At 56.2% G+C, this 24,296-nt stretch carries 20 protein-coding genes; 11 read left to right on the top strand and 9 right to left on the bottom strand.

Features of this window, described 5'->3' with window-relative positions; genetic code table 11:
* Window positions 1-12 precede the first annotated feature (12 nt).
* Complete coding sequence (gene uvrA / locus F9C28_RS12815) at window positions 13-2,841, bottom strand: excinuclease ABC subunit UvrA (protein ID WP_199015755.1); 2,829 nt, start codon at window positions 2,839-2,841, stop codon at window positions 13-15.
* A 325-nt stretch (window positions 2,842-3,166) separates the two neighbouring features.
* Between uvrA and ssb1 the strand changes: the two genes are divergently transcribed.
* The 4 genes from ssb1 (at window position 3,167) to F9C28_RS12795 (ending at window position 7,141) form a co-directional block, all read left to right on the top strand.
* On the top strand, window positions 3,167-3,709 hold the full coding sequence (gene ssb1, locus F9C28_RS12810; protein ID WP_199015754.1) for a single-stranded DNA-binding protein SSB1: 543 nt from the start codon (window positions 3,167-3,169) through the stop codon (window positions 3,707-3,709).
* 194 nt (window positions 3,710-3,903) lie between these two features.
* Window positions 3,904-4,875: an HlyD family secretion protein gene (locus tag F9C28_RS12805; protein ID WP_199015753.1), complete on the top strand. Its 972-nt coding sequence runs from the start codon at window positions 3,904-3,906 to the stop codon at window positions 4,873-4,875.
* Window positions 4,857-6,011: an ABC transporter permease gene (locus F9C28_RS12800; RefSeq protein ID WP_199015752.1), complete on the top strand. Its 1,155-nt coding sequence runs from the start codon at window positions 4,857-4,859 to the stop codon at window positions 6,009-6,011. The genes F9C28_RS12805 and F9C28_RS12800 overlap by 19 nt, the downstream gene beginning before the upstream one ends.
* The gene (locus F9C28_RS12795) at window positions 6,008-7,141 is read left to right on the top strand and encodes an ABC transporter permease (protein WP_199015751.1); all 1,134 of its coding nucleotides are present in this window, start codon (window positions 6,008-6,010) and stop codon (window positions 7,139-7,141) included. Before F9C28_RS12800 ends, F9C28_RS12795 begins: the two co-directional genes overlap by 4 nt.
* Window positions 7,142-7,165: 24 nt before the next feature.
* Here the strand turns inward: F9C28_RS12795 and F9C28_RS12790 are convergent, their stop codons facing one another.
* Both F9C28_RS12790 and soxS read right to left on the bottom strand, forming a co-directional pair.
* Entirely contained in the window at window positions 7,166-7,459 is a 294-nt protein-coding gene (locus F9C28_RS12790) for a YjcB family protein (RefSeq protein WP_199015750.1), read from the bottom strand.
* Window positions 7,460-7,697: 238 nt separating this feature from the next.
* Entirely contained in the window at window positions 7,698-8,021 is a 324-nt protein-coding gene (soxS, locus tag F9C28_RS12785; RefSeq protein WP_199015749.1) for a superoxide response transcriptional regulator SoxS, read from the bottom strand.
* 78 nt (window positions 8,022-8,099) lie between these two features.
* On the opposite strand from soxS, the gene soxR reads away from it, so the two are divergent.
* The 4 genes from soxR to F9C28_RS12765 all read left to right on the top strand — a co-directional run bounded on the left by soxR (window position 8,100) and on the right by F9C28_RS12765 (window position 13,023).
* Window positions 8,100-8,555: a redox-sensitive transcriptional activator SoxR gene (soxR, locus tag F9C28_RS12780; protein WP_199015748.1), complete on the top strand. Its 456-nt coding sequence runs from the start codon at window positions 8,100-8,102 to the stop codon at window positions 8,553-8,555.
* 282 nt (window positions 8,556-8,837) lie between these two features.
* A complete protein-coding gene (locus F9C28_RS12775; protein ID WP_199015747.1) occupies window positions 8,838-9,512 on the top strand; it encodes a glutathione S-transferase family protein in 675 nt (224 codons plus the stop codon).
* Window positions 9,513-9,835: 323 nt separating this feature from the next.
* Window positions 9,836-11,185 (top strand): NCS2 family permease, encoded by a 1,350-nt coding sequence (locus F9C28_RS12770; RefSeq protein ID WP_199015746.1) that lies wholly within the window; start codon window positions 9,836-9,838, stop codon window positions 11,183-11,185.
* A gap of 191 nt (window positions 11,186-11,376) precedes the next feature.
* Window positions 11,377-13,023, top strand: coding sequence for a Na+/H+ antiporter (locus F9C28_RS12765; protein ID WP_199015745.1), 1,647 nt, complete (start codon window positions 11,377-11,379; stop codon window positions 13,021-13,023).
* Between the two features lie 18 nt (window positions 13,024-13,041).
* Here F9C28_RS12765 and F9C28_RS12760 read toward each other — a convergent pair whose 3' ends face one another.
* Window positions 13,042-13,938, bottom strand: a complete 897-nt coding sequence (locus tag F9C28_RS12760; protein ID WP_199015744.1) for a LysR family transcriptional regulator — start codon at window positions 13,936-13,938, stop codon at window positions 13,042-13,044.
* A 103-nt stretch (window positions 13,939-14,041) separates the two neighbouring features.
* On the opposite strand from F9C28_RS12760, the gene F9C28_RS12755 reads away from it, so the two are divergent.
* Both F9C28_RS12755 and F9C28_RS12750 read left to right on the top strand, forming a co-directional pair.
* On the top strand, window positions 14,042-14,467 hold the full coding sequence (locus tag F9C28_RS12755) for a CidA/LrgA family protein (protein WP_199015743.1): 426 nt from the start codon (window positions 14,042-14,044) through the stop codon (window positions 14,465-14,467).
* Complete coding sequence (locus F9C28_RS12750; protein WP_199015742.1) at window positions 14,460-15,149, top strand: LrgB family protein; 690 nt, start codon at window positions 14,460-14,462, stop codon at window positions 15,147-15,149. Before F9C28_RS12755 ends, F9C28_RS12750 begins: the two co-directional genes overlap by 8 nt.
* A gap of 46 nt (window positions 15,150-15,195) precedes the next feature.
* Here the strand turns inward: F9C28_RS12750 and actP are convergent, their stop codons facing one another.
* From actP to acs, 3 genes are all read right to left on the bottom strand, one after another.
* Window positions 15,196-16,845 carry a cation/acetate symporter ActP gene (gene actP / locus F9C28_RS12745; protein WP_199015741.1) on the bottom strand — a complete coding sequence of 550 codons (1,650 nt, stop codon included), beginning with the start codon at window positions 16,843-16,845 and terminating at the stop codon, window positions 15,196-15,198.
* Between the two features lie 8 nt (window positions 16,846-16,853).
* On the bottom strand, window positions 16,854-17,168 hold the full coding sequence (locus F9C28_RS12740) for a DUF485 domain-containing protein (protein WP_199015740.1): 315 nt from the start codon (window positions 17,166-17,168) through the stop codon (window positions 16,854-16,856).
* 177 nt (window positions 17,169-17,345) lie between these two features.
* Window positions 17,346-19,304, bottom strand: coding sequence for an acetate--CoA ligase (acs, locus tag F9C28_RS12735; protein WP_199015739.1), 1,959 nt, complete (start codon window positions 19,302-19,304; stop codon window positions 17,346-17,348).
* A 479-nt stretch (window positions 19,305-19,783) separates the two neighbouring features.
* Here acs and gltP point away from each other — a divergent pair, with 479 nt between their 5' ends.
* On the top strand, window positions 19,784-21,097 hold the full coding sequence (gene gltP, locus F9C28_RS12730; protein WP_199015738.1) for a glutamate/aspartate:proton symporter GltP: 1,314 nt from the start codon (window positions 19,784-19,786) through the stop codon (window positions 21,095-21,097).
* A gap of 49 nt (window positions 21,098-21,146) precedes the next feature.
* Here gltP and F9C28_RS12725 read toward each other — a convergent pair whose 3' ends face one another.
* On the bottom strand, window positions 21,147-21,830 hold the full coding sequence (locus F9C28_RS12725) for a tetratricopeptide repeat protein (protein ID WP_199015737.1): 684 nt from the start codon (window positions 21,828-21,830) through the stop codon (window positions 21,147-21,149).
* A gap of 186 nt (window positions 21,831-22,016) precedes the next feature.
* Window positions 22,017-24,164 carry a formate dehydrogenase subunit alpha gene (gene fdhF, locus F9C28_RS12720; RefSeq protein WP_199015736.1) on the bottom strand — a complete coding sequence of 716 codons (2,148 nt, stop codon included), beginning with the start codon at window positions 24,162-24,164 and terminating at the stop codon, window positions 22,017-22,019.
* Between the last annotated feature and the right edge of the window lie 132 nt (window positions 24,165-24,296).

Raw genomic sequence — 24,296 nt, 5'->3', positions numbered from 1 at the left:
GGCTTGGGTCCGTTACTTACTGAGCAGCGGTTTCAGGAAGTGCGCAGTATAAGACGCTGCGCATTCCGCCACGGTCTCTGGGGTACCGGCCACCAGGATCTCGCCGCCGCCGCTGCCCCCTTCCGGGCCGAGGTCGACAATCCAGTCTGCGGTTTTAATCACATCGAGATTGTGCTCAATTACCACGATGGTGTTGCCCTGGTCGCGTAGCTGGTGCAGCACCTCCAGCAGTTGCTGAATATCGGCAAAATGCAGCCCGGTTGTCGGCTCATCGAGAATGTACAGGGTCTGGCCGGTGCCGCGCTTGGACAGCTCACGGGCCAGTTTTACCCGCTGTGCCTCCCCGCCGGACAAGGTGGTGGCCGCCTGGCCAAGACGAATATAGGACAGGCCTACATCAATCAGGGTTTGCAGCTTACGGGCCAGCGCCGGTACCGCATCAAAGAACTCCCGCGCGTCTTCGATTGTCATATCCAGCACTTCATGGATATTCTTGCCTTTGTACTTAATTTCCAGGGTTTCGCGGTTATAACGCTGCCCTTTACACTGATCGCAAGGGACGTAAATATCCGGCAGGAAGTGCATTTCTACTTTTAGCACCCCGTCACCCTGGCAGGCTTCACAGCGGCCGCCGCGCACGTTGAAACTAAAGCGCCCTGGGGTATAGCCACGGGTGCGGGATTCCGGTACCCCGGCAAACAATTCACGTACCGGCGTAAAGACCCCGGTGTAGGTGGCCGGGTTAGAACGCGGTGTGCGGCCAATGGGGCTCTGGTCGATGTCGATAACTTTATCGAAATGCTCCAGCCCCTGGACCTCCCGGTACGGGGCGGGTTCGGCAATGGCTGCCCCGTTTAACTGGCGCTGGGCAATCGGGAACAGCGTGTCGTTAATCAGGGTCGACTTCCCGGAGCCGGACACCCCGGTAATACAGGTAAACAGGCCCACTGGCAGGGTCAGGGTGACATCTTTCAGGTTGTTACCCCGGGCACCGGACAGCTTGAGCACTTTTTCCGGATCCGCCGGTACGCGTTTTTTCGGCACCGCAATACTGCGCTGGCCGCTCATAAACTGGCCGGTGAGGGACTCCGGTACCGCCATAATGGCATCAAGGGTCCCTTCGGCGACCACGTTACCGCCGTGGACCCCGGCGCCGGGGCCAATATCAATAATATGGTCAGCGGCGCGGATGGCGTCTTCGTCGTGTTCTACCACGATAACGGTATTACCCAGGTTACGCAGGTGGATCAGGGTTTCCAGCAGCCGTTCGTTATCCCGCTGGTGCAGGCCAATTGACGGCTCATCCAGTACGTACATCACCCCCACCAGGCCCGCGCCAATCTGGCTGGCCAGGCGGATACGCTGGGCTTCCCCACCGGACAGGGTTTCCGCGGAGCGGGAGAGGGTCAGGTAATTGAGGCCCACGTTGACGAGGAATTTCAGCCGATCGCCAATCTCTTTCAGGACCTTCTCGGCGATTTTTGCCCGCTGGCCGGAGAGCTTCAGATTATTGAAGAAGTCCATGGCGTGGCCGATGCTCATCTCTGAAATGGTCGGCAGGGCGGTATTTTCCACAAATACGTGGCGGGCTTCCCGGCGCAGGCGGGTGCCGTGGCAGCTGGCGCAGGGGCGGCTACTGATAAATTTAGCCAGCTCTTCGCGCACCGCGGCGGACTCGGTCTCTTTGTAGCGGCGCTCCATATTGTTCAGCACCCCTTCAAAGGGATGATGGCGCACCGAGGTATCGCCGCGATCGTTGATATATTTAAATTCGATGGTCTGCTTACCGGACCCGTTCAGCACCACGCTCTGGATGTTCGCGGGCAGAGAGTCCCAGGGGGCTTCGACATCAAAATCATAGTGATCCGCCAGGGAGCGCAGCATCTGGAAATAGTAAAAGTTGCGCCGATCCCAGCCGCGGATCGCGCCGCCTGCCAGCGACAGCTCACCATTCTGGATCACCCGCTCGGGATCAAAATACTGCTGTACCCCTAAACCATCACAGGTTGGGCAGGCCCCCGCCGGGTTGTTGAACGAGAACAGCCGTGGCTCCAGCTCGTGCATGCTGTAGCCGCAAATCGGGCAGGCAAAATTGGACGAGAAGATCAGCGGCTCGGCGTTGTCGTCGTCCATATCGGCCACCACCACCGTACCGCCAGACAGATCCAGGGCCGTTTCGAAGGATTCCGCCAGGCGCTGGGCAAGGTCGGCGCGTACTTTAAAGCGGTCCACCACCACTTCGATGGTGTGTTTTTTCTGCAGCTCCAGCTTTGGCGGGTCTGACAGGTCACAGACTTCACCGTCGATACGGGCGCGGATATACCCCTGGCTGGCCAGATTTTCGAGGGTTTTGGTGTGCTCGCCTTTGCGCTCTTTAATGATAGGCGCCAGCAGCATCAGGCGTTTACCTTCCGGCTGGGCGAGGACGTTGTCCACCATCTGGCTGACGGTTTGCGCCGCCAGTGGGATATCGTGGTCCGGGCAGCGTGGCTCACCCACCCGGGCGAACAACAGGCGCAGATAGTCGTGAATCTCGGTGATGGTCCCCACCGTAGAACGCGGGTTGTGCGATGTCGATTTTTGCTCAATGGAGATAGCCGGCGATAACCCTTCAATATGGTCAACGTCCGGTTTTTCCATCAGCGACAGAAACTGGCGCGCGTAGGCAGACAGCGATTCAACGTAACGCCGCTGCCCCTCGGCATAGAGCGTGTCGAAAGCCAGTGAGGATTTGCCAGAACCCGATAGCCCGGTGACAACAATCAGCTTGTCGCGGGGGATGATCAGGTTAATATTTTTGAGATTGTGGGTGCGGGCGCCCCGAACTTCTATCTTATCCATTCACCTTTCCCGGTAGTAACGCCTGTGCCTGGTTGTTTTTACCCGACGCCGATGATGTGCAGGGGCGTGCAGACGGAAAGTAAGGGTAAAAACGTGATAAACCGGCAGCCAGAAACGGCTAATTATGGCACAACTTAACCTGAATGGATATACAGTATAACGGCGGCGCAGGGGGAAATTGTGCGGCTATTCGCCAGCCTCTGCGCCGGTTGAAAATCACGACAATGAAATTATCTGAAGCCAGATCCAAACTATCAAACACCCGCTTTGAAATGCTACAATCCCGCGCTTAAACTTGTAAGAAACGTATTCAGGAGACACGAGCATGGCCAGCAGAGGCGTCAACAAGGTGATTCTGGTCGGTAATCTGGGGCAGGACCCGGAAGTACGCTACATGCCAAATGGTGGTGCGGTTGCCAACATTACGCTGGCTACTTCCGAATCCTGGCGCGATAAGCAGACCGGCGAAATGAAAGAGCAGACTGAATGGCACCGCGTGGTGTTGTTTGGCAAACTGGCTGAAGTTGCCGGTGAATATCTGCGTAAGGGCTCTCAGGTCTATATTGAAGGCCAGCTGCGCACCCGCAAGTGGCAGGATCAGAGCGGCCAGGAACGTTACACCACCGAAATCGTGGTTAACGTCGGCGGTACCATGCAGATGCTGGGCGGTCGTCAGGGCGGCGGTAATGCGCCAGCAGGCGGCAACACCGGCGGCCAGCAGGGCGGTTGGGGCCAACCTCAGCAGCAGCCTCAGGGCGGCAGCCAGTTCAGCGGCGGCGCACAGCAGCGCCCGCAGCAGCCATCCGCACCGGCAGCACCGTCTTCCAGCGAACCGCCAATGGACTTTGACGACGATATCCCGTTCTGATCGGCGATATTCCGCGTTCCGAAAACCCCGCTCCGGCGGGGTTTTTTTATGGCAAAAATTCACCCAGGATTCATCTGACGCGGCGGAAACCAGGGATAATTTATCATCAGTCCATCAGAATGTAGGTTCTGTGCCAGAATAAGAAATACAGGATTATGCGCGCCGGGATCGGGCGTACAGGCAAGGATTATTAAATGAACAAAAAGACCCTTTTTACCTTACTGGTCGTGGTGTTACTGGTGGCGCTTGCTATCCTCTTCCGCGCCAGAAACCAGGATTTATTGTTGCAGGGTGAGGTGGACGCCCCGGAAGTTATTGTTACCTCCAAGGCTAAAGGCCGGATTACTGAACGGCTGGTTGAACGCGGGGATGACGTAAAAGCCGGCCAACTGATGCTGAAGATGGATGCGCCTGAACTGATAGCCCAACTGAACGCCGCCCAGGCCACCCGGGACCAGGCAAAATACCAGTATCAACTTTCCATGAACGGTACCCGTGAAGAGAGTATCCGCAACCTGCGCGCCACCCTGGCGGACGCCGAAGCCAGCTACAAAAATGCCAATGACCTGCTGCTGCGTAATCAACGCGTGGCGGCCAAAGGCTATATCTCGGCCCAGGAGTTAGACGACTCGCTCAGCAGCCGGGACTCGGCGCTGGAAAAAGTGAAAGCGGCCAGAGCCAACCTCGATGAAGGCATCCACGGTGACCGGATCGAACAGCGCGAGATCTACGGTGCTCAGCTCCAGCAGGCAGAACAGGATCTGATTGAAATTAAAGTCCAGGCCGATGAGCTGAACGTGATTGCCCCGGTAGACGGCGAAGTCGGGCCGATCCCTTCGGAAGTGGGGGAACTGCTAAATGCCTCCAGCCCGCTGCTGACCCTGGTACGCCAGAATCAGGCTTATTTTATCTTTAACCTGCGTGAAGATATCCTCGCCCATGTACGTAAGGGCGATAAGATCCGGCTGCGCATTCCGGCCCTGAATAATCAAGAGATCGACGCCGAAGTACGCTATATCGCCCCGCTGGGGGATTACGCTACCAAACGGGCTACCCGCGCCACCGGGGATTTTGACCTCAAGACATTTGAGGTTCGCCTGTGGCCAGTACAGCCAACGGAAGGGTTACGACAAGGGATGAGCGCATTATGGCAATGGAAGGAATAAGGTGCGGCTGGCGCTGTTTTAGCCTCGCGTTTCGTCGTGAAGTCCGCAAAGCGTTTCGCCAGCCGGAGATCCACTGGATAACCTGGTGCTTCCCGCTGATCCTGTTTGGGCTTATCGGCAGCAACTTTTCCGAAGGGACACTGCTGGAACTGCCGGTAGCGGTGGTGGATAACGACCACAGCCCGCTTTCCCGGGAGCTTATCCGTAAACTGGACGCCGGGCCCCATGCCCAGCTTGAGGTACCGGTGGGCGGCCTGGCAGAGGCGAAACAGCGGATGAGCAGCGCTCAGGACTATGCGATGTTGTACATTCCCCGGGATTTTGAAGCGGACACCCTGGGGGGGCGCCAGCCTCAGGTGGTGCTGTTTTATAATGCGCTGTTTTATGGCGCCGGCCTGTACGCCACCCAGGATTTCCCTGGTCTGATGGCCGAGATGAACGGCAATGCCCGCAGTTATGTCACCGCGATGACCGGAAAAACGCTACCGGCGCTGCCCCAGGTTACGCTCTCTTACGACAGTCTGTTTAACGCCAGCGGCAGCTATATCTATTACCAGCAGTTCTCCGCCACTATTCACCTGCTGCAACTGTTTGTGGTGACCTGCATGATCTACGTGCTGGCGCGCAGCAAACCGTTGCTCTATTCCAGCTCATTCAGTATGGCCCTGCTGGGCAAACTGGCCCCCTATACCCTGATCTACACCACGCTCCTGATGGGGGAGCTGGGGCTGCTGGTGTGGATCTTCGATGCGCGCATGGTGGGGAACCCTTTCTATATGCTGGCGGTGGGCTTCTGCTATGTGATTGCCGCCCAGAGTATCGGCATGCTGCTATATACCTTTACCCGCAGCGCCATCACCGCCTATACCCTGGTGGGGATTCTGGTGGGGGCGGCGTTGACCTTTTCCGGGACGGTGATGCCGGAACTGTCGATGCCGCTGTTTGCGCAAATTTTCGCCAACCTCGAGCCGCTAACCCACGCCCTGTATGCCATGTTTGGGATCTTTCTGCGCCAGGTGCCCGGCAAACCGATCATTGAGGTCTGCGCGCTGCTCATGATCTATCCGCTGGTGGCGGCGATTCTGATCCGTAACCGCCTGACGGCGCGCTTGCGGATGCCGGAGACGCTGCAATGAAGATCTTCTGGGCCACCTTTATTAAGGTGCTGGGCGGGCTGCTGGAGCGGCCGATGTGGATGATGCTGCTTATCTCATTGTGTCTGATGAGCAGTGTCTACTGGCACCGCACCGTGCAGGATCTGCCGGTGGCGGTGGTCGATCAGGATCATAGCCCGGCGAGCCGCTTATTGATCCGCAACCTTGATGCCACCGATAAGATAAACACTGTGGGCTACGACAGCTTGCCAGAGGCTATCCACGATCTGGGGTTTCGCAAGCTGTTTGCGGTGATCATTATGCCCACGGATCTGGAGAAGAAGCTGCTGGCCGGGAAGCCCGTGACCATTCCGGTGTACGGTGATGCCACTAACCGCCTGCCTAACGGGCAAATTCAGCAGGATGTGCAGGCCGCTTATCAGGAGATGCTCAGCTACTACCAAACGGAAAGGATGCTGGCCAGCGGTTTCAGCCTGCGCCAGGCCGAGGTGATCCTCGCCCCGATAACCGCCCGAACCGAAGATGTGTTTAACCCCGGGATAAGCTTTGCAGCCATTGTCTTCCCCGGCCTGCTGGTGGTGTTGCTGCAGCATTCGTTACTGATTGCCAGCGTACGGGTGCGCCTGGTATTACGCAGCCAGGGCCAGCCCCCGCTGCTGGTTTATATGGGGGGATTATCGGCATTACTGCCGATTTGGCTGTTTTTATCTATTGTCCTGTTCGTGCTCTGGCCCTGGGTGCTGGGCTACCGGCAAACCGCATCAATTCTGGAGATTTTACTGCTGACATTTCCGTTTCTGCTGGCGGTTCTGGGGCTGGGGAAACTGATAACTGAGTGTCTGCGGCGGGTTGAGCTGATTTACCTGACGCTCTCGTTTATTACCATGCCGGTGTTTTATCTCTCGGGGACCATTTGGCCGGTACAGGCGATGCCGGTATGGGTGCGGTTTGTTTCATCCTGTCTGCCCACCACCTGGGCCACAAAAGCCATTGCCGGGGTGAATCAGATGGGGCTGCCGTGGCAAAGCGCATTGCCGGATGTGGGGATGCTGTTGTTGTTGGGGGCGGTCTATACCCTGCTGGGCATGGCGATTGGCCTAGTGCGGGACGGCCGCCGTTTACGGCAACTCTTACAGCGTAACCGCGGGTAACGGATAACCCGCGGTTAGCGAGCATCAGGGCAGGGTTGCCGGATAATCCGGTGGCGCGTAGCTCATCATCTGCACCATAAAGGATTTGGTGCCGCTCCAGATGGCCGGGAGATCAATGGTGAGCCCCAGCAGACCGGCGGCAAACCAGCAGGATGCCGCGATACCCAGGCCGCTGACCACCACCGCCAGGGCATGGTAATCGGATTTACGTAATTTGATATTCAGGGTACTGGCAATAAACATCAGCGTGGCGCTCAGTAACTGCCAGCGCAATATTGCCAGACCCGTCGCCGCTACACCGGTGGTAACGATAGCCATAAACAGAGATCCTCAGCGGAAATACTTATACGCATAACGGCACAGGCGTGCGAGACGCTGAACAGGAACTACGTCGCCGTCAAAGGAATAAGTGGGTGTTTTGAATGTAATTTGAATGCGCGTTGCATTAATGGTGTGAACTGTATCACAGTTGGTGGTTTATTCACCACGTCTTCTGGCGATATTTTATGCTATTTTTCTGGCGGGACGTGCTGGCCGGTACATCCCGGCCAGCGGATCAGGCATGTTGGCGATAATCGGTAGGGGTGCGGGCATATTCGCGGCGGAAGACCCGGGAAAAGGTCTGCTGAGAGATGTAACCGTGGTCCATTGCGATATCAAAAATGGGTTTTTGTGTGGTACGCAGGGCCTCAGCGGCCAGGGTCAGACGGCGCTGGCGGATATACTCGCCCAGGGCCTGGCGGGTGACCATACGGAACATTCTCTGCAAGTACCACTTTGAATAACCTGACTTTTTCGCCACCATATCGATATTGAGCGGTTGATCAATATGTTCATCGATCCACTGGATCAGGGTCGCGATAATTTCCTGATGTGCCATTTGTCCTCTCCGTTTCATGTCGCGCGGGTTAATGGCCTGGAGTATAATTCCTCAAGTTAACTTGAGGTAAAGCCTATTTTGGAAAAGAGACCAGCACGAATCAAAACCATGCTCACACCGGGTGAGGTATCCCGGCGTACCGGGGTGGCGGTGTCCGCTTTGCATTTCTATGAAAGCAAAGGGTTAATCACCAGTACCCGCAACGCCGGTAATCAGCGGCGCTATTCCCGTAACGTGTTGCGCTATGTGGCGATTATTAAAATTGCCCAGCGCATTGGCATTCCGCTGGCCACCATCAGTGATGCCCTGGCGGTGCTGCCGGAAGGGCAGACCATCACGGCGGAGCAGTGGCGGCAATTGTCCTCCCGCTGGCGCGATGAACTGGAACGGCGCATTCATACCCTGGAGCAATTGCGGGACGAACTTGACGGCTGCATTGGTTGTGGCTGTCTGTCCCGTAAAGATTGCCCGCTGCGCAACCCGAACGATGCGCTGGGCAAACAGGGCACCGGGGCGCGATTGCTGGAAGAGTAGTGTGCGCCCGGCCCCCTTGTGCTGAGCACAGAAAAAGCTAAAGCGCCCGTAGGCGCTTTAGCTGTTCCCGGTCTTTGTCTTTCGCTCTATCCCGCTTTACGGGAGGGTTTCCCCCGACATCGATGCCCCTCTATCAATCAGGTGCTACGTGGGAGGTTCCGGATTGCATCGATAACTAAAGTATAAATGCTGTTCATAAAATAGCCAATTCAGGGTCACAGAAAGGACACTTTTTTTTGCTACCTTTGTTACAGCGGCTACTGAAGTTTTATGGGGGTTATCATGATAACTGTGCACCACCTGAATCAGTCGCGCTCTCAGCGCATACTGTGGATGCTGGAAGAACTGCATCTCGACTGGCGGCTGGTGACGTACCAGCGGGCGGCGGATATGCAGGCCCCCGCCGCATTACAGAAAATTCATCCACTGGGCAAATCACCGGTGCTGGAAGATAACGGCCATATTCTTGCCGAGTCCGGCGCTATTCTGGCCTATTTGCAGGAAACCTACGACAGTGGGCAACAGCTCCGTCCGACAGCACCCAGTGAACGGTTGCAGTACCGGTTCTGGATGCATTATGCGGAAGGGTCGTTAATGCCGTTGCTGACCATCAAACTGGTGCTGTCGCTATTGGGCCGGGCACCGGTCCCCTGGGTGTTGCGTCCGGCGGGTAAGGCACTGGCGGGTGGGGTGTACAAGTCCTGGCTGGGGCCACAACTGGCCACCCACAGTCAGTTTATTGAACACCATCTGGCGCAGCGCCCCTGGTTTGCCGGTGGGGCGTTTTCTGCTGCGGACATTCAGATGAGTTTCCCGGTGGCGGCACTCTTGAGCCGGGGCGCCGGGGGGAATCTTCCGCATTTACAGGCCTGGTGGCGTAAAGCCCGGCAGCGGCCTGCCTGGCAATCTGCCGTTGAACGCGGCGGCCCATTTTCGATCCCCGGCAGTCCCGAATAGCGCAATTTTCCTGCGGCGCCTGCACGATAATGTCCCACCATTGCGCAGAGACGATAACGTTTGCGCACAATTGGGTTAAAAAACAAGCAAACGCTTGCCTTTCGTTCCGCAAACGATAAAGTTTGGTTGAAATACCCTACCGGTTAACAGGATAATCGCTGGCTTCAAAATTACCGGTTTTTTTATGCGCGGAGTTAAACGTTTGCGTCGCCGTGGCTTCCTCGGTCACCGGGCGTGAATACAAGGGACGTTTGATCGTTTGTGAGTAATTACTCACCACGCGTAATTGACTGCATCATAAAAACATCAGGGGATGTCTTATTATGTCTACTCCTTCTCCGCGTGCTGGCGGTTCGCTTGACGCCTGGTTCAAAATATCGGCACGTGGCAGCACTGTCCGCCAGGAAGTGGTTGCGGGTCTGACCACCTTTCTGGCGATGGTGTACTCGGTGATTGTGGTACCGGGTATGCTGGGCAAAGCGGGGTTCCCGCCCGCCGCCGTCTTTGTGGCGACTTGTCTGGTTGCCGGGTTTGGTTCCCTGATCATGGGGCTGTGGGCCAATCTGCCGCTGGCCATTGGCTGCGCTATCTCGCTGACGGCATTTACCGCTTTTAGCCTGGTACTGGGCCAGCATATCAGTGTGCCGGTGGCCCTTGGGGCGGTGTTCCTGATGGGGGTGCTGTTTACTGTCATCTCCGCCACCGGTATCCGTAGCTGGATCCTGCGTAACCTGCCCATGGGGGTTGCCCACGGAACCGGTATCGGTATTGGGCTGTTCCTGCTGCTGATTGCCGCTAACGGCGTCGGCCTGGTGATTAAGAACCCGCTGGATGGTCTGCCGGTGGCGCTGGGGCACTTTGATAGCTTCCCGGTTATCATGTCCCTGATTGGGCTGGCAGTCATTATTGGCCTTGAAAAACTGCGGGTACCGGGCGGTATCCTGCTGACCATTATCGGTATTTCGGTGGTGGGGCTGATTTTTGACCCGGCGGTACACTTTAGCGGCATTTTTGCCATGCCGTCCCTGAAAGATGACCAGGGCCACTCACTGATTGGTAGCCTGGATATTATGGGGGCCCTGAACCCGGTGGTGCTGCCCAGCGTGCTGGCGCTGGTGATGACCGCGGTGTTTGACGCCACCGGGACGATCCGCGCCGTGGCGGGCCAGGCGAACCTGCTGGATAAAGACGGGCAAATCATTGATGGCGGCAAAGCGCTGACCACTGACTCTCTGAGCAGCGTCTTTTCTGGCCTGGTCGGGGCCTCTCCGGCGGCGGTTTATATTGAGTCTGCGGCCGGTACCGCGGCGGGCGGCAAAACCGGCCTGACGGCGGTGACCGTGGGTGTCCTGTTCCTGCTGATCCTGTTCCTGTCCCCGCTCTCTTACCTGGTACCGGTTTATGCCACCGCACCGGCCCTGATGTATGTGGGTCTGCTGATGCTGAGTAACGTGGCGAAAATAGACTTCGACGATTTTGTTGATGCCATGGCGGGCCTGGTCACTGCGGTATTTATCGTGCTGACCTGTAACATTGTTACCGGGATCATGATTGGTTTCGCCACCCTGGTTATCGGGCGTGTGGCGTCCGGCGAGTGGAAGAAGCTCAATCTCGGCACCGTGGTGATTGCCGTTGCGCTGGTAGCATTTTATGCCGGTGGCTGGGCGATTTAAGCCGCTGCCGTTAACAGCCTGTTTTCTTTTCTGTTTCACTTTTTGTTTCACAATGGGCCTCCGGGCCCATTGTTGTTTTCTGCGGTTTTCAGTCCTATCTGCTTTCCATCCGGCCTAAAAAAAGTTCTATTATCAATAGCGAGATGGCCTGCGGTATGTGCCAACTGACGATAAGCGAGACTACGGAAAGCATGGAAATATTTTTTACTATCCTCATCTTGATCCTGGTGGTATCACTCTCCGGGGTTGCGGCACGAATGTTCCCGTTCCAAATCCCCTTACCTTTAATGCAGATTTTGATGGGGGCAATACTGGCATGGCCGCAATTCGGTTTGCATGTCGACTTTAACCCTGAACTTTTCCTGGTGTTGTTTATCCCGCCGCTGCTGTTTGCCGATGGCTGGAAGACCCCCACCCGGGAGTTTATCCATCATGGCCGGGAAATTATTGGCCTTGCCCTGGCGCTGGTACTGGTCACCGTCGTCGGGATTGGCTTCCTGATCTACTGGACAGTGCCGGGTATCCCACTGATACCGGCCCTGGCGCTGGCGGCGGTGCTGTCACCCACCGATGCGGTGGCCCTGTCCGGTATTGTTGGTGAAGGGCGGATACCGAAAAAGATCATGGGCATTTTGCAGGGTGAAGCCCTGATGAATGACGCCTCTGGCCTGGTATCACTAAAATTCGCGGTTGCGGTGGCCATGGGCACCATGGTGTTTACCGTCGGGGGCGCCACCCTCGAGTTTGTTAAGGTGGCGGTAGGCGGCCTGCTGGCGGGGATTGCGGTCAGCTTGCTGTATGGCCGTTCCCTGCGCCTGATGAGTCGCTGGAGTGGTGATGAACCCGCCACCCAAATTGTGCTGCTGTTCCTGCTGCCGTTCGCGTCCTACCTGATTGCCGAACATATTGGGGTTTCCGGTATTTTGGCCGCGGTGGCCGCCGGGATGACCATCACCCGCTCCGGGGTGATGCGCTCTGCGCCTCTGGCGATGCGTTTGCGCGCCAACAGCGTGTGGGCAATGCTGGAGTTTGTGTTTAACGGCATGGTGTTCCTGATGCTGGGCCTGCAAATGCCGGGCATCCTTGAAACCTCGCTGAAAACCGCCGAAGCCGACCCCAATGTCGAAACCTGGATGTTGTTCCTCGATGTGGTGCTTATTTACTTTGCGCTGATCCTGGTGCGCTTCGTGTGGCTGTTTATTATGAAACGCATCAGCCAGCGCTTTATGAAAAAGCGCCCGATGGAATTTGGTAATTACAGCTTCCGGAAGCTGTTGATTGCCTCTTTTGCCGGGGTACGCGGGGCGATAACCCTCGCCGGTGTGCTGTCTATTCCGCTGTTTTTGCCCAACGGCGAGCCGTTCCCGGCCCGCTATGAGCTGATCTTCCTCTCTGCCGGGGTGATCCTGTTCTCGTTGCTGGTGGCGGTGGTGGTGCTGCCGTTGCTGCTGCGCCATGTTGAGGTAACGGACAAATCGGTGTTCCTGAAGGAGGAGCGTTTGGCCCGGGCGGCAACCGCCGAAGTGGCCATCGTGGCTATCCAGAAGATGGAAGAGCGCCTGCAGGGGGATGCGAAAGAGAACCTCGACAATGAGCTGGTGAAAGAGGTGAGTGCCCGGGTTATCGGCAACTTACGCCGCCGGGTCGATGGCCGTGACGACGCAGAGCATTCGGCGCTGGAAGAGAATCTGGAGCGCCGCCTGCGCCTGACGGCGCTGCGTTCTGAGCGCGGTGAGCTTTACCATCTGCGTGCTACCCAGCAGATCAGTAATGAAACGCTGCAAAAACTGCTCCACGACCTCGATTTGCTGGAAGCGTTGCTGATCGAAAAACAGTAACCGCAACCGCCGCCACGCTTACTGGCCGACCCGGGTCGGCCAGTATTCTTTGCAGCAGCGGATCCACGCCTGGGCGCTGTGAGAAATATACATCCCTTCCCGCCAGATCATCCCCAGCTTCCACTGTAAATCACTGTTGAGCGGTAGCCACATCAGGCTGCTTTTATCGAGTTTCTTACAAATGGGCTCCGGCATAATGGCAACCCCAACCCCGGCCTGCACCATGGCGGCCAGAAAGTCCCATTGCCCGCTGCGTACCGCAATTTTGGGGGTAATCCCCCTGGCGGCAAACAGCTGCAACAGCTGGCGGCTGAGGGCGAAGTCTTCGTTGTAAATCAACAGGGCCTGTTCTGCCAGCGATTCCGGCTCCACGGCGGTCATCTCCAGCCAGGGGGCACTGCGCGGCACCAGCACACAGAGCGGATAGCTGAACAGCAGCTTACTGCCAAACAGCGCACTGTCTTCCTGAATGGGCAGCACCGTCATGGCCAGATCCAGCTCGCCATTCAGGACCGCCTGCTGGCCCGTAAGCCCGCCGGACTCGGCAATTTTCAGCTCGACACCGGGGTAGAGCTTGCGGTAGAGCCCAATGGGCCCGGCCATCATGGTGCCCACCATGGGCGGAATACCCAGCCGCAGCAGCCCTTTATTGAGGTGGTTAATGTCCCCCAGTTCGGCTTCCAGTTGCTGAAATTCGCCGAGGATGGCGATACCGCGCTCGTAGACCACGCGGCCGGTATCGGTGAGCAGTAATTTACGCCCGTCGCGGATAAGCAGGGTGCAGTTAAGCTCATCTTCCAGGTTACGCAACATCTTGCTGATGGTGGGCTGGGTGACGAACATCTTCTCTGCTGCGCGGGTAAAGCTTTGCTGGCGCACTACTTCGACAAAATAGCGCAGTGTTCTGATGTCCATGACTATTCCCGTTGACTATACCTGCAATGATTTTAATTCATTTCTGGAACCTGGCCGCGCTCACTATACTGCATCTCTGCTTTTTTTTTCAGGAACTCCAACCATGTCCGTGGCGTTAGGTCGCGTTACGCCTGCCGTATTCCGGCATTTACAGGTCCCCCTTCAGGTTGTGCTGTATGCCGGGCTATTTATTTTTGCGCAGCAACTGGTGGCCTGGTGGCATATTCCGTTACCCGCCAACCTGGTGGGAATGCTATTGCTGCTGGCGCTGATTGTCTGCCGGGTCGTGCCGTTGCACTGGGTGCGGGCGGGGGCCCGCTGGCTGCTGGCGGAGATGCTGTTATTTTTCGTTCCCGCAGTGGTGGCGGTGGTGAACTACCCGCACCTGATGATGGTCGAGGGCTGGCGTATCTGTCTGGTTATCGCCCTGAGCACCCTGATGGTTCTGGGGGCCACGGCCTGGGTGGTGGATAACGTCTATCGCTTTGAAGTGGCCCGCGAGCAGCGCCGGATGACTGACAATGACTAATTTTATTATCAGCGTGCTGTGTATGGTTATCACGCTGCTGCTCTATTTCACCAATAAACGCCTGTACCGGCGCTTTCGTAAGCTGCCGCTGATGCCGCTGGTGATGACGCCTATCCTGCTGGTGGCGATGCTGGTCATTGGGCACATCTCCTGGCAGAACTATATCGGTGAGACCCACTGGCTGCTGTGGCTGCTGGGGCCGGCGACCATAGCTTTTGCGGTGCCGGTCTACGACAACCTGGCGGTGATTAAACGCCACTGGATGTCGCTCTCTGCCGGGGTGGTAACCGCAACAGTGGTGGCGGTGACCAGCTCCGTCTGGCTGGCCCGCTTGTTTCAGCTTTCCGATGATGTCCAGCGCAGTCTGGCGGTCAGATCGATTACCACGCCGTTTGCCCTTGAGGCCGCCAAAGCGATGGGCGGTAAGCCTGACCTGGTGGCGCTGTTTGTGGTGGTTACCGGGGTCTTTGGTATGGCGGTGGGCGATGTGCTGTTTCTTAAGATGTCGATTAAAACCGGCCTGGCGAAGGGGGCGGGGTTTGGCGCTGCGTCCCACGGGGCCGGGACGGCACGCTCCTATGAACTGGGGCAGCAAGAAGGGGTGGTTGCCAGCCTGGTGATGATGCTGTCCGGTGCGCTAATGGTGGTGGTGGCACCGCTGGTGGCGCGGGTGATGTTCTGATGTCGATGGTGATAATTCCCGGCCCGCAGGCCGGGAATATCTGCGGTTAGTGGGCGCGGCCCTGCTCGATGCCGAGCCCCGTCTGGGAGCGGATAAACTGCGCGCGGAACTGCTCGCGTTCCCGCAGCCCTTCCGGGCTGGTGTCGGTGGTAGAGAATAACCAAATCCCCACAAAGGCCACCAGGATGGAGAACAGTGCCGGATACTCATACGGGAATACCGGCTCCGCATGGCCCAGCACCTGCACCCATACCGTCGGGCCGAGCACCATCAAAATAACAGCGGTCAGCAGCCCCAGCCAGCCACCGATCATCGCCCCGCGGGTGGTCAGTTTTGACCAGTACATCGACAGCAGGATAATTGGGAAATTACAGCTGGCGGCAATGGAGAACGCCAGGCCCACCATAAAGGCGATGTTCTGTTTCTCAAACAGAATCCCCAGCAGAATAGCGACAATCCCCAGTACCAGTACCGTGATTTTTGAGACCCGCAGTTCGTCGCGCTCAGTGGCCCCTTTGCGGAACACGTTGGCATACAGATCGTGGGAGACGGCCGACGCCCCGGCGAGGGTTAACCCGGCAACCACCGCGAGGATGGTGGCGAAGGCCACCGCGGAGATAAAGCCGAGGAATAAGTTACCGCCTACCGCATCCGCCAGATGTACCGCGGCCATGTTATTGCCGCCAATCAGCGCCCCGGAGGCATCTTTAAACGCCGGGTTCGCGCCAACCAGCATGATGGCACCGAAACCGATAATAAAGGTCAGGATATAGAAGTACCCCATAAAGCCGGTGGCGTAGAACACGCTTTTACGGGCTTCCCGGGCATCACTTACCGTGAAAAAGCGCATCAGAATATGCGGCAGCCCCGCGGTGCCAAACATTAACCCCAGCCCCAAAGAGAGCGCCGAGATAGGATCTTTCACCAGCCCGCCCGGGCGCATAATGGCTTCGCCTTTCGGGTGCACTGCCATTGCTTCGCTGAACAGGTTGCTGAAGTTAAAGCCCACGTGTTTCATCACCATAAAGGCCATAAAACTGGCGCCGAACAGCAGCAGAACGGCTTTGATAATCTGTACCCAGGTGGTGGCCAGCATGCCGCCAAACAGGACGTACATCACCATCAATACGCCGACCAGCACCACCGCCACATGGTAGTTAAGGCCAAACAGCAGTTCGATAAGCTTACCGGCGCCCACCATCTGGGCAATCAGATACAGTGCCACTACCACCAGTGAACCACAGGCGGAGAGCACCCGGATCGGGCCTTGTTTCAGGCGGTAGGAGGCCACATCGGCAAAGGTGTAGCGCCCGAGGTTACGCAGGCGTTCGGCTATCAGGAACAGAATAATCGGCCAGCCCACCAGGAAGCCGAGGGAGTAGATCAGCCCATCGTAACCGGAGGTATACACCAGGGCAGAAATCCCGAGGAAGGAGGCCGCCGACATAAAATCACCGGAAATGGCCAGGCCATTCTGGAAGCCGGTAATATTGCCCCCCGCAGTATAATAATCATTGCGCGAGCGGGTACGTTTGGACGCCCACCAGGTAATGCCCAGCGTGAAGCCGACAAAAATAAGAAACATCACGATCGCCTGCCAGTTAGTGGGCTGGCGCTGCACTTCTCCGGTAATCGCATCGGCCGCCAGTGTGGTGGCGGAAAATAATGCCAGTACGGTGGTGATAAGCGTCTTCATGGGGATTTTCATGATGCCTGAACCTCATGCAGCACCGCCTTATTCAGGCGGTCAAATTCACTATTAGCGCGCCAGACATAAACGCCGGTCAGAATAAAAGAAATAATAATAATACCCATGCCTAACGGAATACCGCGGGTGACGCTACTGCCCGGGCTTATTGGTGTGCCAAGCCAGTCAGGCCCAAAGGCAATTAATAAAATAAACCCGATATAAATAACGAGCATAATGATAGATAATATCCAGGCAAACCGTTGCCGTTTAGCGACTAACTCCCTGAAATACGTACTATCTTCTATCCGTTGATAAATGTTGTCATTCATCACAGAATCTCCAGAGGCAAGTTTTACGTTTTTATGAGTAATTCACCGTCCCCAGGCACACCGCGCCCGGTAGACCGCGCGTAGTGTGGTGGTTGGGCGAATAAATATCTTCCGGCGTATGACGACTGATTTACCGGCCCGTGCTGGGCCGGAGGCAATACGCCGGGAGGAAGGTTGTTATGAAGGCATGACAATCGCTTGTTTTTCTTCCAGCAATTTATCCACCACCCCGGGATCTGCCAGGGTCGAGGTATCGCCAAAATTGCTGATATCCCCGGCGGCAATTTTGCGCAAAATACGGCGCATAATTTTCCCGGAGCGGGTTTTGGGTAATGAATCGGTCCAGTGCAGCACATCCGGGGTCGCCAGCGGGCCAATTTCTTTACGCACCCAGTTGCGTACCTCGGTATATAACGCCGGGCTCGGCTCTTCGCCGTGATTCAGCGTGACATAAGCATAAATCGCCTGGCCTTTAATATTGTGGGGAATACCCACCACGGCGGCTTCGGCAATTTTCGGGTGCGAAACCAGCGCCGATTCAATTTCAGCGGTTCCCAGACGGTGGCCGGAGACATTCAGCACATCGTCTACTCGCCCGGTTATCCAGTAATAGCCATCTTCATCACGGCGGGCGCCGTCGCCGCTGAAATAGCAGTTTTTAAAGGTAGAGAAATAGGTTTGCTCGAAGCGCTCATGATCGCCAAACAGGGTGCGGGCCTGGCCCGGCCATGAATCGGTGATCACCAGGTTACCGTCGCAGGCCCCTTGCTGTGGGTTACCTTCGTTATCCACCAGCGCAGGCTGGACACCGAAGAACGGCAAGGTGGCCGAACCGGCTTTCAGCGGCGTGGCGCCGGGCAGCGGGGTTATCATAAAGCCCCCGGTTTCGGTTTGCCACCAGGTGTCGACAATCGGGCATTTGCCATTCCCGATTTTGTGCCAGAACCATTCCCAGGCTTCCGGGTTAATGGGTTCACCCACGGAGCCCAGTAAGCGCAGGGAGGTGCGGTCAGTGCCCTCAATGGCTTTATCGCCTTCGGCCATCAGGGCGCGGATCGCGGTCGGGGCGGTGTAGAGAATATTGACCTGATGCTTGTCCACCACCTGGGCCATACGGTTTGGCTGGGGCCAGTTTGGCACCCCTTCAAAAATAAGCGTGGTGGCGCCACAGGCCAGCGGGCCATACAGCAGGTAGCTGTGGCCGGTAACCCAGCCAACATCGGCGGTACACCAGTAGATATCCCCCGGGTGGTAGTCAAAGGTATACAGGAAGGTGGTGGCAGCGTAGACCAGGTAGCCCCCGGTGGTGTGCAGTACCCCTTTGGGTTTGCCGGTAGAGCCGGAAGTATAAAGAATAAACAGCGGATCTTCGGCGTTCATTTCCACTGGCCGATGCTCGCTGCTGGCGTCTGCCATCAGGGTATCCCACCAGATATCGCGCCCGTCATACCACGCAATATCGCTGCCGGTGCGTTTGAAGACCACCACATTGTTCACACTGGTGACGCCGGGGTTTTTCAGGGCGTCATCGACATTTTTCTTAAGCGGAATTTTGCGGCCGGCGCGGACACCTTCGTCAGCGGTGATAACCAGCCGTGAGTTAGAATCGATAATGCGCCCGGCCACGGCTTCCGGGGAGAACCCGCCAAAAATAACCGAGTGGATAGCGCCAATACGGGCACAGGCCAGCATGGCCACTGCGGCCTCCGGCACCATGGGCATATAGATAGCCACCACATCGCCTTTTTTGATCCCCAAAGCGGTTAGCACATTGGCGAATTTGCATACCGCCTGGTGCAGCTGGCGATAGGTGAGGGTCGTGCTCTGGCTGGCGTCATCCCCTTCCCAGATGATAGCGGTCTGGTCGCCACGCTCTGCCAGGTGGCGATCCAGGCAATTGGCGGCCAGGTTTAGGGTGCCGTCCTCATACCATTTAATCGAGACGTTCCCCGGGGCGAAAGAGGTGTTCTTTACGGTGCGATACGGGGTGATCCAGTCAAGGATTTTGCCCTGCTCACCCCAGAATGCGTCGGGGTCCTGCACAGACTGCTGGTATTTTTGCTGGTACTGCTCCGGATTTATCAGGCAACGTTCCGCAATAGAAGCGGGAATAGGATGTTTATGTATTTGGCTCATGATTTTTCTTCTCCTTGTGGATTGTTAATAATATGTCACACAAAGGTTAAGGATAGAGGGCGGGGACGCTTTGTTTACTATTTGGGCGGCAGATCACGCAAAAAACTGAAAGGCCAAAAAATGCGCAGTTGATTCTTTGAATAATACGAGTTTTAAATTTCAATTAATGAAATTATCGCCATTTAAAGTGTTTTAATAACATTAAGTTACGATGGTGTTTTTGTAGAAACCAATAGTTATATAGACCTTGTTAATTATACGGCGATAAATATCAACACTTGCGCGATAATCGCGCAGATGGTACTGATATAAAGTGTTATGCCTTAGCGAGCCTTCGTTAGGTTTATCGTCGGGTCTCAGGCCCATATGCGAGCCTGTGACTTCCCGTCATCCTTCGACGTTAGTCATATACGTTCAGTTTTGACGTTCTCATAGAGAAACTGCATGAGAATGGCGTTTTATGGGGTAATTTCGCTGTTATGAAGAAGAACAAAGTCAGCCTTGCCTGGCAGATCCTGCTGGCGCTGGTGTTAGGTATCCTATTAGGTAGCGTTTTACACTATCAGACAGACAGCCGTGAATGGCTGATTAACAACTTTCTTTCACCCGCCGGTGACATCTTTATTCATTTGATCAAAATGATTGTGGTGCCGATTGTGATTTCTACCCTGGTGGTGGGGATTGCCGGGGTCGGCGATGCCAAACAACTGGGCCGTATCGGCGCCAAAACCATTCTCTATTTTGAAGTTATCACCACGGTTGCCATTGTGCTGGGGATCACCCTGGCGAATGTGTTCCAGCCCGGTCACGGCATCGACATGACCCAACTGGCCACGGTGGATATCTCGAAATACCAGAGCACCACCGCGGACGTACAAAGCCATGCCCATGGGCTAATGGGGACTATCCTCTCCCTGGTGCCCACCAATATTGTGGCATCGATGGCCAAAGGCGATATGCTGCCGATTATTTTCTTCTCGGTGCTGTTTGGGCTGGGGCTCTCCTCGCTGCCGGCCAGCCACCGGGAGCCCCTGGTGACGGTGTTTCGTTCCATCTCCGAAACCATGTTTAAAGTAACCCATATGGTGATGCGCTACGCGCCGGTGGGGGTGTTCGCCCTGATCTCGGTCACGGTGGCCAACTTCGGTTTTGCCTCGCTGTGGCCGCTGGCGAAACTGGTTATCCTGGTGTACTTCGCCATCGCGTTCTTCGCGCTGGTGGTGCTGGGTATTGTGGCGCGCATCTGCGGGCTGCGGATCTGGATACTGATCCGGATTCTCAAAGATGAGCTGATCCTCGCCTATTCGACCGCCAGCTCAGAAAGCGTGTTGCCGCGTATTATCGAAAAAATGGAAGCCTATGGCGCCCCGGCGTCGATCACCAGCTTCGTGGTGCCCACGGGCTACTCGTTTAACCTCGACGGTTCAACGCTGTACCAGAGTATCGCGGCCATCTTTATTGCCCAGCTGTATGGTATTGATCTGTCCATTGGCCAGGAAATTATTCTGGTATTGACGCTGATGGTAACCTCGAAAGGGATTGCCGGGGTTCCCGGAGTCTCGTTTGTGGTGCTGCTGGCAACCCTGGGCAGTGTCGGGATCCCGCTGGAAGGGCTGGCGTTTATTGCCGGGGTGGACCGTATTCTCGATATGGCGCGTACCGCGCTCAATGTGGTGGGCAATGCGCTGGCGGTGCTGGTGATTTCGAAATGGGAACACAAGTTCGACCGTAAAAAAGCGGCCGCTTACGAGCGGGAAATGCTGGGGAATTTTGATAAAACCGCCAATCCCTGAGGGTCAGATCTGGCCGTGCCGCGCCCCCTCCACAGGAAGGGGCGTTGTTTTAGTGGCCACTGAGCTGGTCAAATGCCTCACAGCCGGTATCAAACCCTTCGCTACAGCTCAGGTTCAGCCACTGCAACGCTTTTTGTTTGTTCGGGGTGATAAACCCGTGTTCCCCCTGGCTAAACAGCATCCCGGCCCAGTATTCCGCATAACCGGTGCGTGACAGCATTGAGCTGTGTTTAAACCACTGGGTGGCTTGCTGGTCGTCCTCCGCCACCCCAATTCCGTTGGCATAAATCAGCCCGAGGAGCATTTGGGCATCGACCGCGCTGTCGTTTTCGTCATTTTTGGCAGCCTGTTCGAGCAGGCTAATGGCGCGCGGGTAGTCGGTCTTCCCGGCCCGGGTATTGACCAGAATGCGGGCCAGTACCACCAGGCCACGGGGGCTACCGGCCTTGACCGCCTGTTCTGCCTGTTGGCGGGCGTGCAGGTAGCTGTTAGCGTCCGGGCTGTTCAGGGTAATTTGCGCCAGCAGTGCCAGGGCGTCGGCGTCCCCCTGGGCGGCTGATTTTTGCGCCCAAAAGCTGGCTTGCTGCATATCGTCAGCGCTGTACCAGGTATCCGCCAGATAATACTGGGCCCGGCGATCACCCGCCTGGGCCTGTTTTAGCCAGGGGCTGTCTATCTCGTCGGCGTTAACCATTAGCGGTAGCAAACATAGTGCCAGTAGCAGGGATTTCATGATTATTTTTCGTCCGTAAACATGCCGCGCAGTATAGGGTGGGTCAGGCCAGAATAAAATGGGGTTTGGCAGAAAGGGGGTTATCTGTCCCCGATTTAGGCGTCGGCCAATGCGATAAGCCCAAAAAAAAGCGGGATGATTCTCTCATCCCGCTTTGGCTGGCTTCGCCATGCAGCACACGCCGCCTTAGCCTAATGCGGTTTCCCGCAGCCGGGCTTTCAGCTTGCTGTACTCATCAATCACGTACTGCTCGGCAGCGTGTTGATCGGCAATTGGCTCAATATTAACGGCACAATATTTGTATTCCGGGGTCTTGGTAATCGGGCTGAGGTTTTCTGTCACCAGCTCGTTACAGGCACCAATCCACCACTGATAGGTCATATATACCGCGCCCTTGTTCGGACGATCGCTGACATTGGCCCGGGTAATGACCCGGCCCTTGCGGGAGTTCACCCAGATCAGTGCTTCATCTTCAATACCGAGGCGTGCCGCATCGGCGGTGTTGATTTGCGCATAACCCGGTTCATCCGCCAGGGCTGCCAGTGCCGCACAGTTACCGGTCATTGAACGGCAAGAGTAGTGGCCGACTTCACGCACGGTAGACAGTACCATTGGGTATTGCTCCGTCAGTTTGTCGATTGGCGGCACCCAGTCGCAGGTATAGAACTGGCCCAGACCGTTCGGGGTATCGAACTTCTCTTTAAACAGATAAGAGGTCCCCTGATCGGCGTCAGACTCATCACGACATGGCCACAGGATGTACCCCAGCTCACCCATTTTTTCATAGGTGGCGCCGAGGAAGTCCGGGGAGAGGTGACGCAATTCGTCCCAGATTTCCTGTGTATTGTTGTAATGCATCGGGTAACCCATACGGGTGGCAATCTCACCGATGATCTGCCAGTCCGTTTTCAGGTCCCACTTCGGTTCTACGGCTTTAAAGAAGCGCTGGAAGCCACGGTCAGCGGCAGTATAGACACCTTCATGCTCACCCCAGGAGGTTGACGGCAGAATAACGTCAGCCTGAGAGGCGGTTTTGGTCATAAAGATATCCTGGACGATAACCAGTTCCAGATCTTCAAATGCCTTACGTACCGAAGAGAGTTCCGCGTCAGTCTGGAGCGGATCTTCACCCATAATGTAAGCCGCGCGAACCTTGCCGTGCTCAACATTATGCGGCAGCTCACTGATGCGGTAGCCGGTATGTTTCGGCAGGCTATCCACACCCCAGGCGTTGGCGAATTTCTCGCTGATGACCGGGTCAGACACTTTCTGGTAGTCCGGGAACACATCCGGCAGCGCGCCCATATCGCAGGCACCCTGAACGTTGTTCTGGCCGCGTACCGGGTTAACCCCACAAGACGGCTTACCCAGGTTACCGGTCAGCAGTGCCAGGCTGGTGAGCGAGCGAACGGTTTCCACGCCCTGGTAGAACTGGGTAACACCCATGCCCCACAGGATTGCGGCACTGCCGGCCCCGGCATACATCCGTGCCGCCTGGCGGATTTCCGCCGCGCTAACCCCGGTAATATCTTCAACGGACTCCGGCGTATAGCCTTCGACAATTTTACGATATTCCTCGTAGCCTTCTGTACGCTGGGCCACGAAGGCTTTGTCGTACAGTTCTTCTTCAATAATGACGTGACCAATGGCGTTCAGTAACGCGATATTGGAGCCATTTTTCAGTGCAATATGCATATCGGCAATGCGCGCGGTTTCAATTTTACGCGGATCGCAGACGATGATTTTCGCCCCGTTTCGTTTGGCGTTAATCACATGATTAGCCACGATAGGGTGAGAATCTGCCGGGTTGTACCCGAAAATAAAGACAAGATCAGCGCCATCAATTTCTGTGATAGCGTTGCTCATTGCGCCGTTACCGACCGATTGGTGCAGACCTGCAACCGAAGGGCCGTGTCAGACACGTGCGCAGCAGTCAACGTTATTGGTACCAATAACGGCGCGCGCAAATTTTTGCATAATGTAGTTGGTTTCGTTCCCGGTACCGCGGGAAGAGCCCGTAGTCTGGATAGCATCCGGACCGTATTTTTCTTTGATGGCACTCAGGCGATCGGCAACATAGTTCAGTGCCTCATCCCAGGAGACCGGCTCCAGTTTGCCGCCGCGCTGGCGACGAATCATAGGGGTTCTCAGGCGGGGGGTCAGGATTTGCGTATCATTAATAAAATCCCAGCCATAATAGCCTTTCAGACACAGGGTTCCCTGGTTGGTTTTCCCCTGTGCTGGCTCCGCCCGGACGATTTTGCCGTTATCCACCACCAGGTTAATTTTGCAGCCTGATGCGCAGTAAGGGCAAACCGTGACGACTTTTTTCATCCGCGTTGCTCCAGTTAACACTCTTGAGACGGCCAGAACATGGGCCATCGTTATTTCTTCGCAGTTAATGCAGGATCTATGCCATATTGAAAGCAGGGTTTTTAGCCAAGAATACGCTGAAAAAATCGCCAC

It is taken from the genome of Shimwellia pseudoproteus, assembly GCF_016415625.1.
Classification (GTDB): Bacteria; Pseudomonadota; Gammaproteobacteria; order Enterobacterales; family Enterobacteriaceae; genus Shimwellia; species Shimwellia pseudoproteus.
Note: the sequence above shows the minus strand (reverse complement) of the source record. Positions and strands in the feature narration are given on the sequence as shown.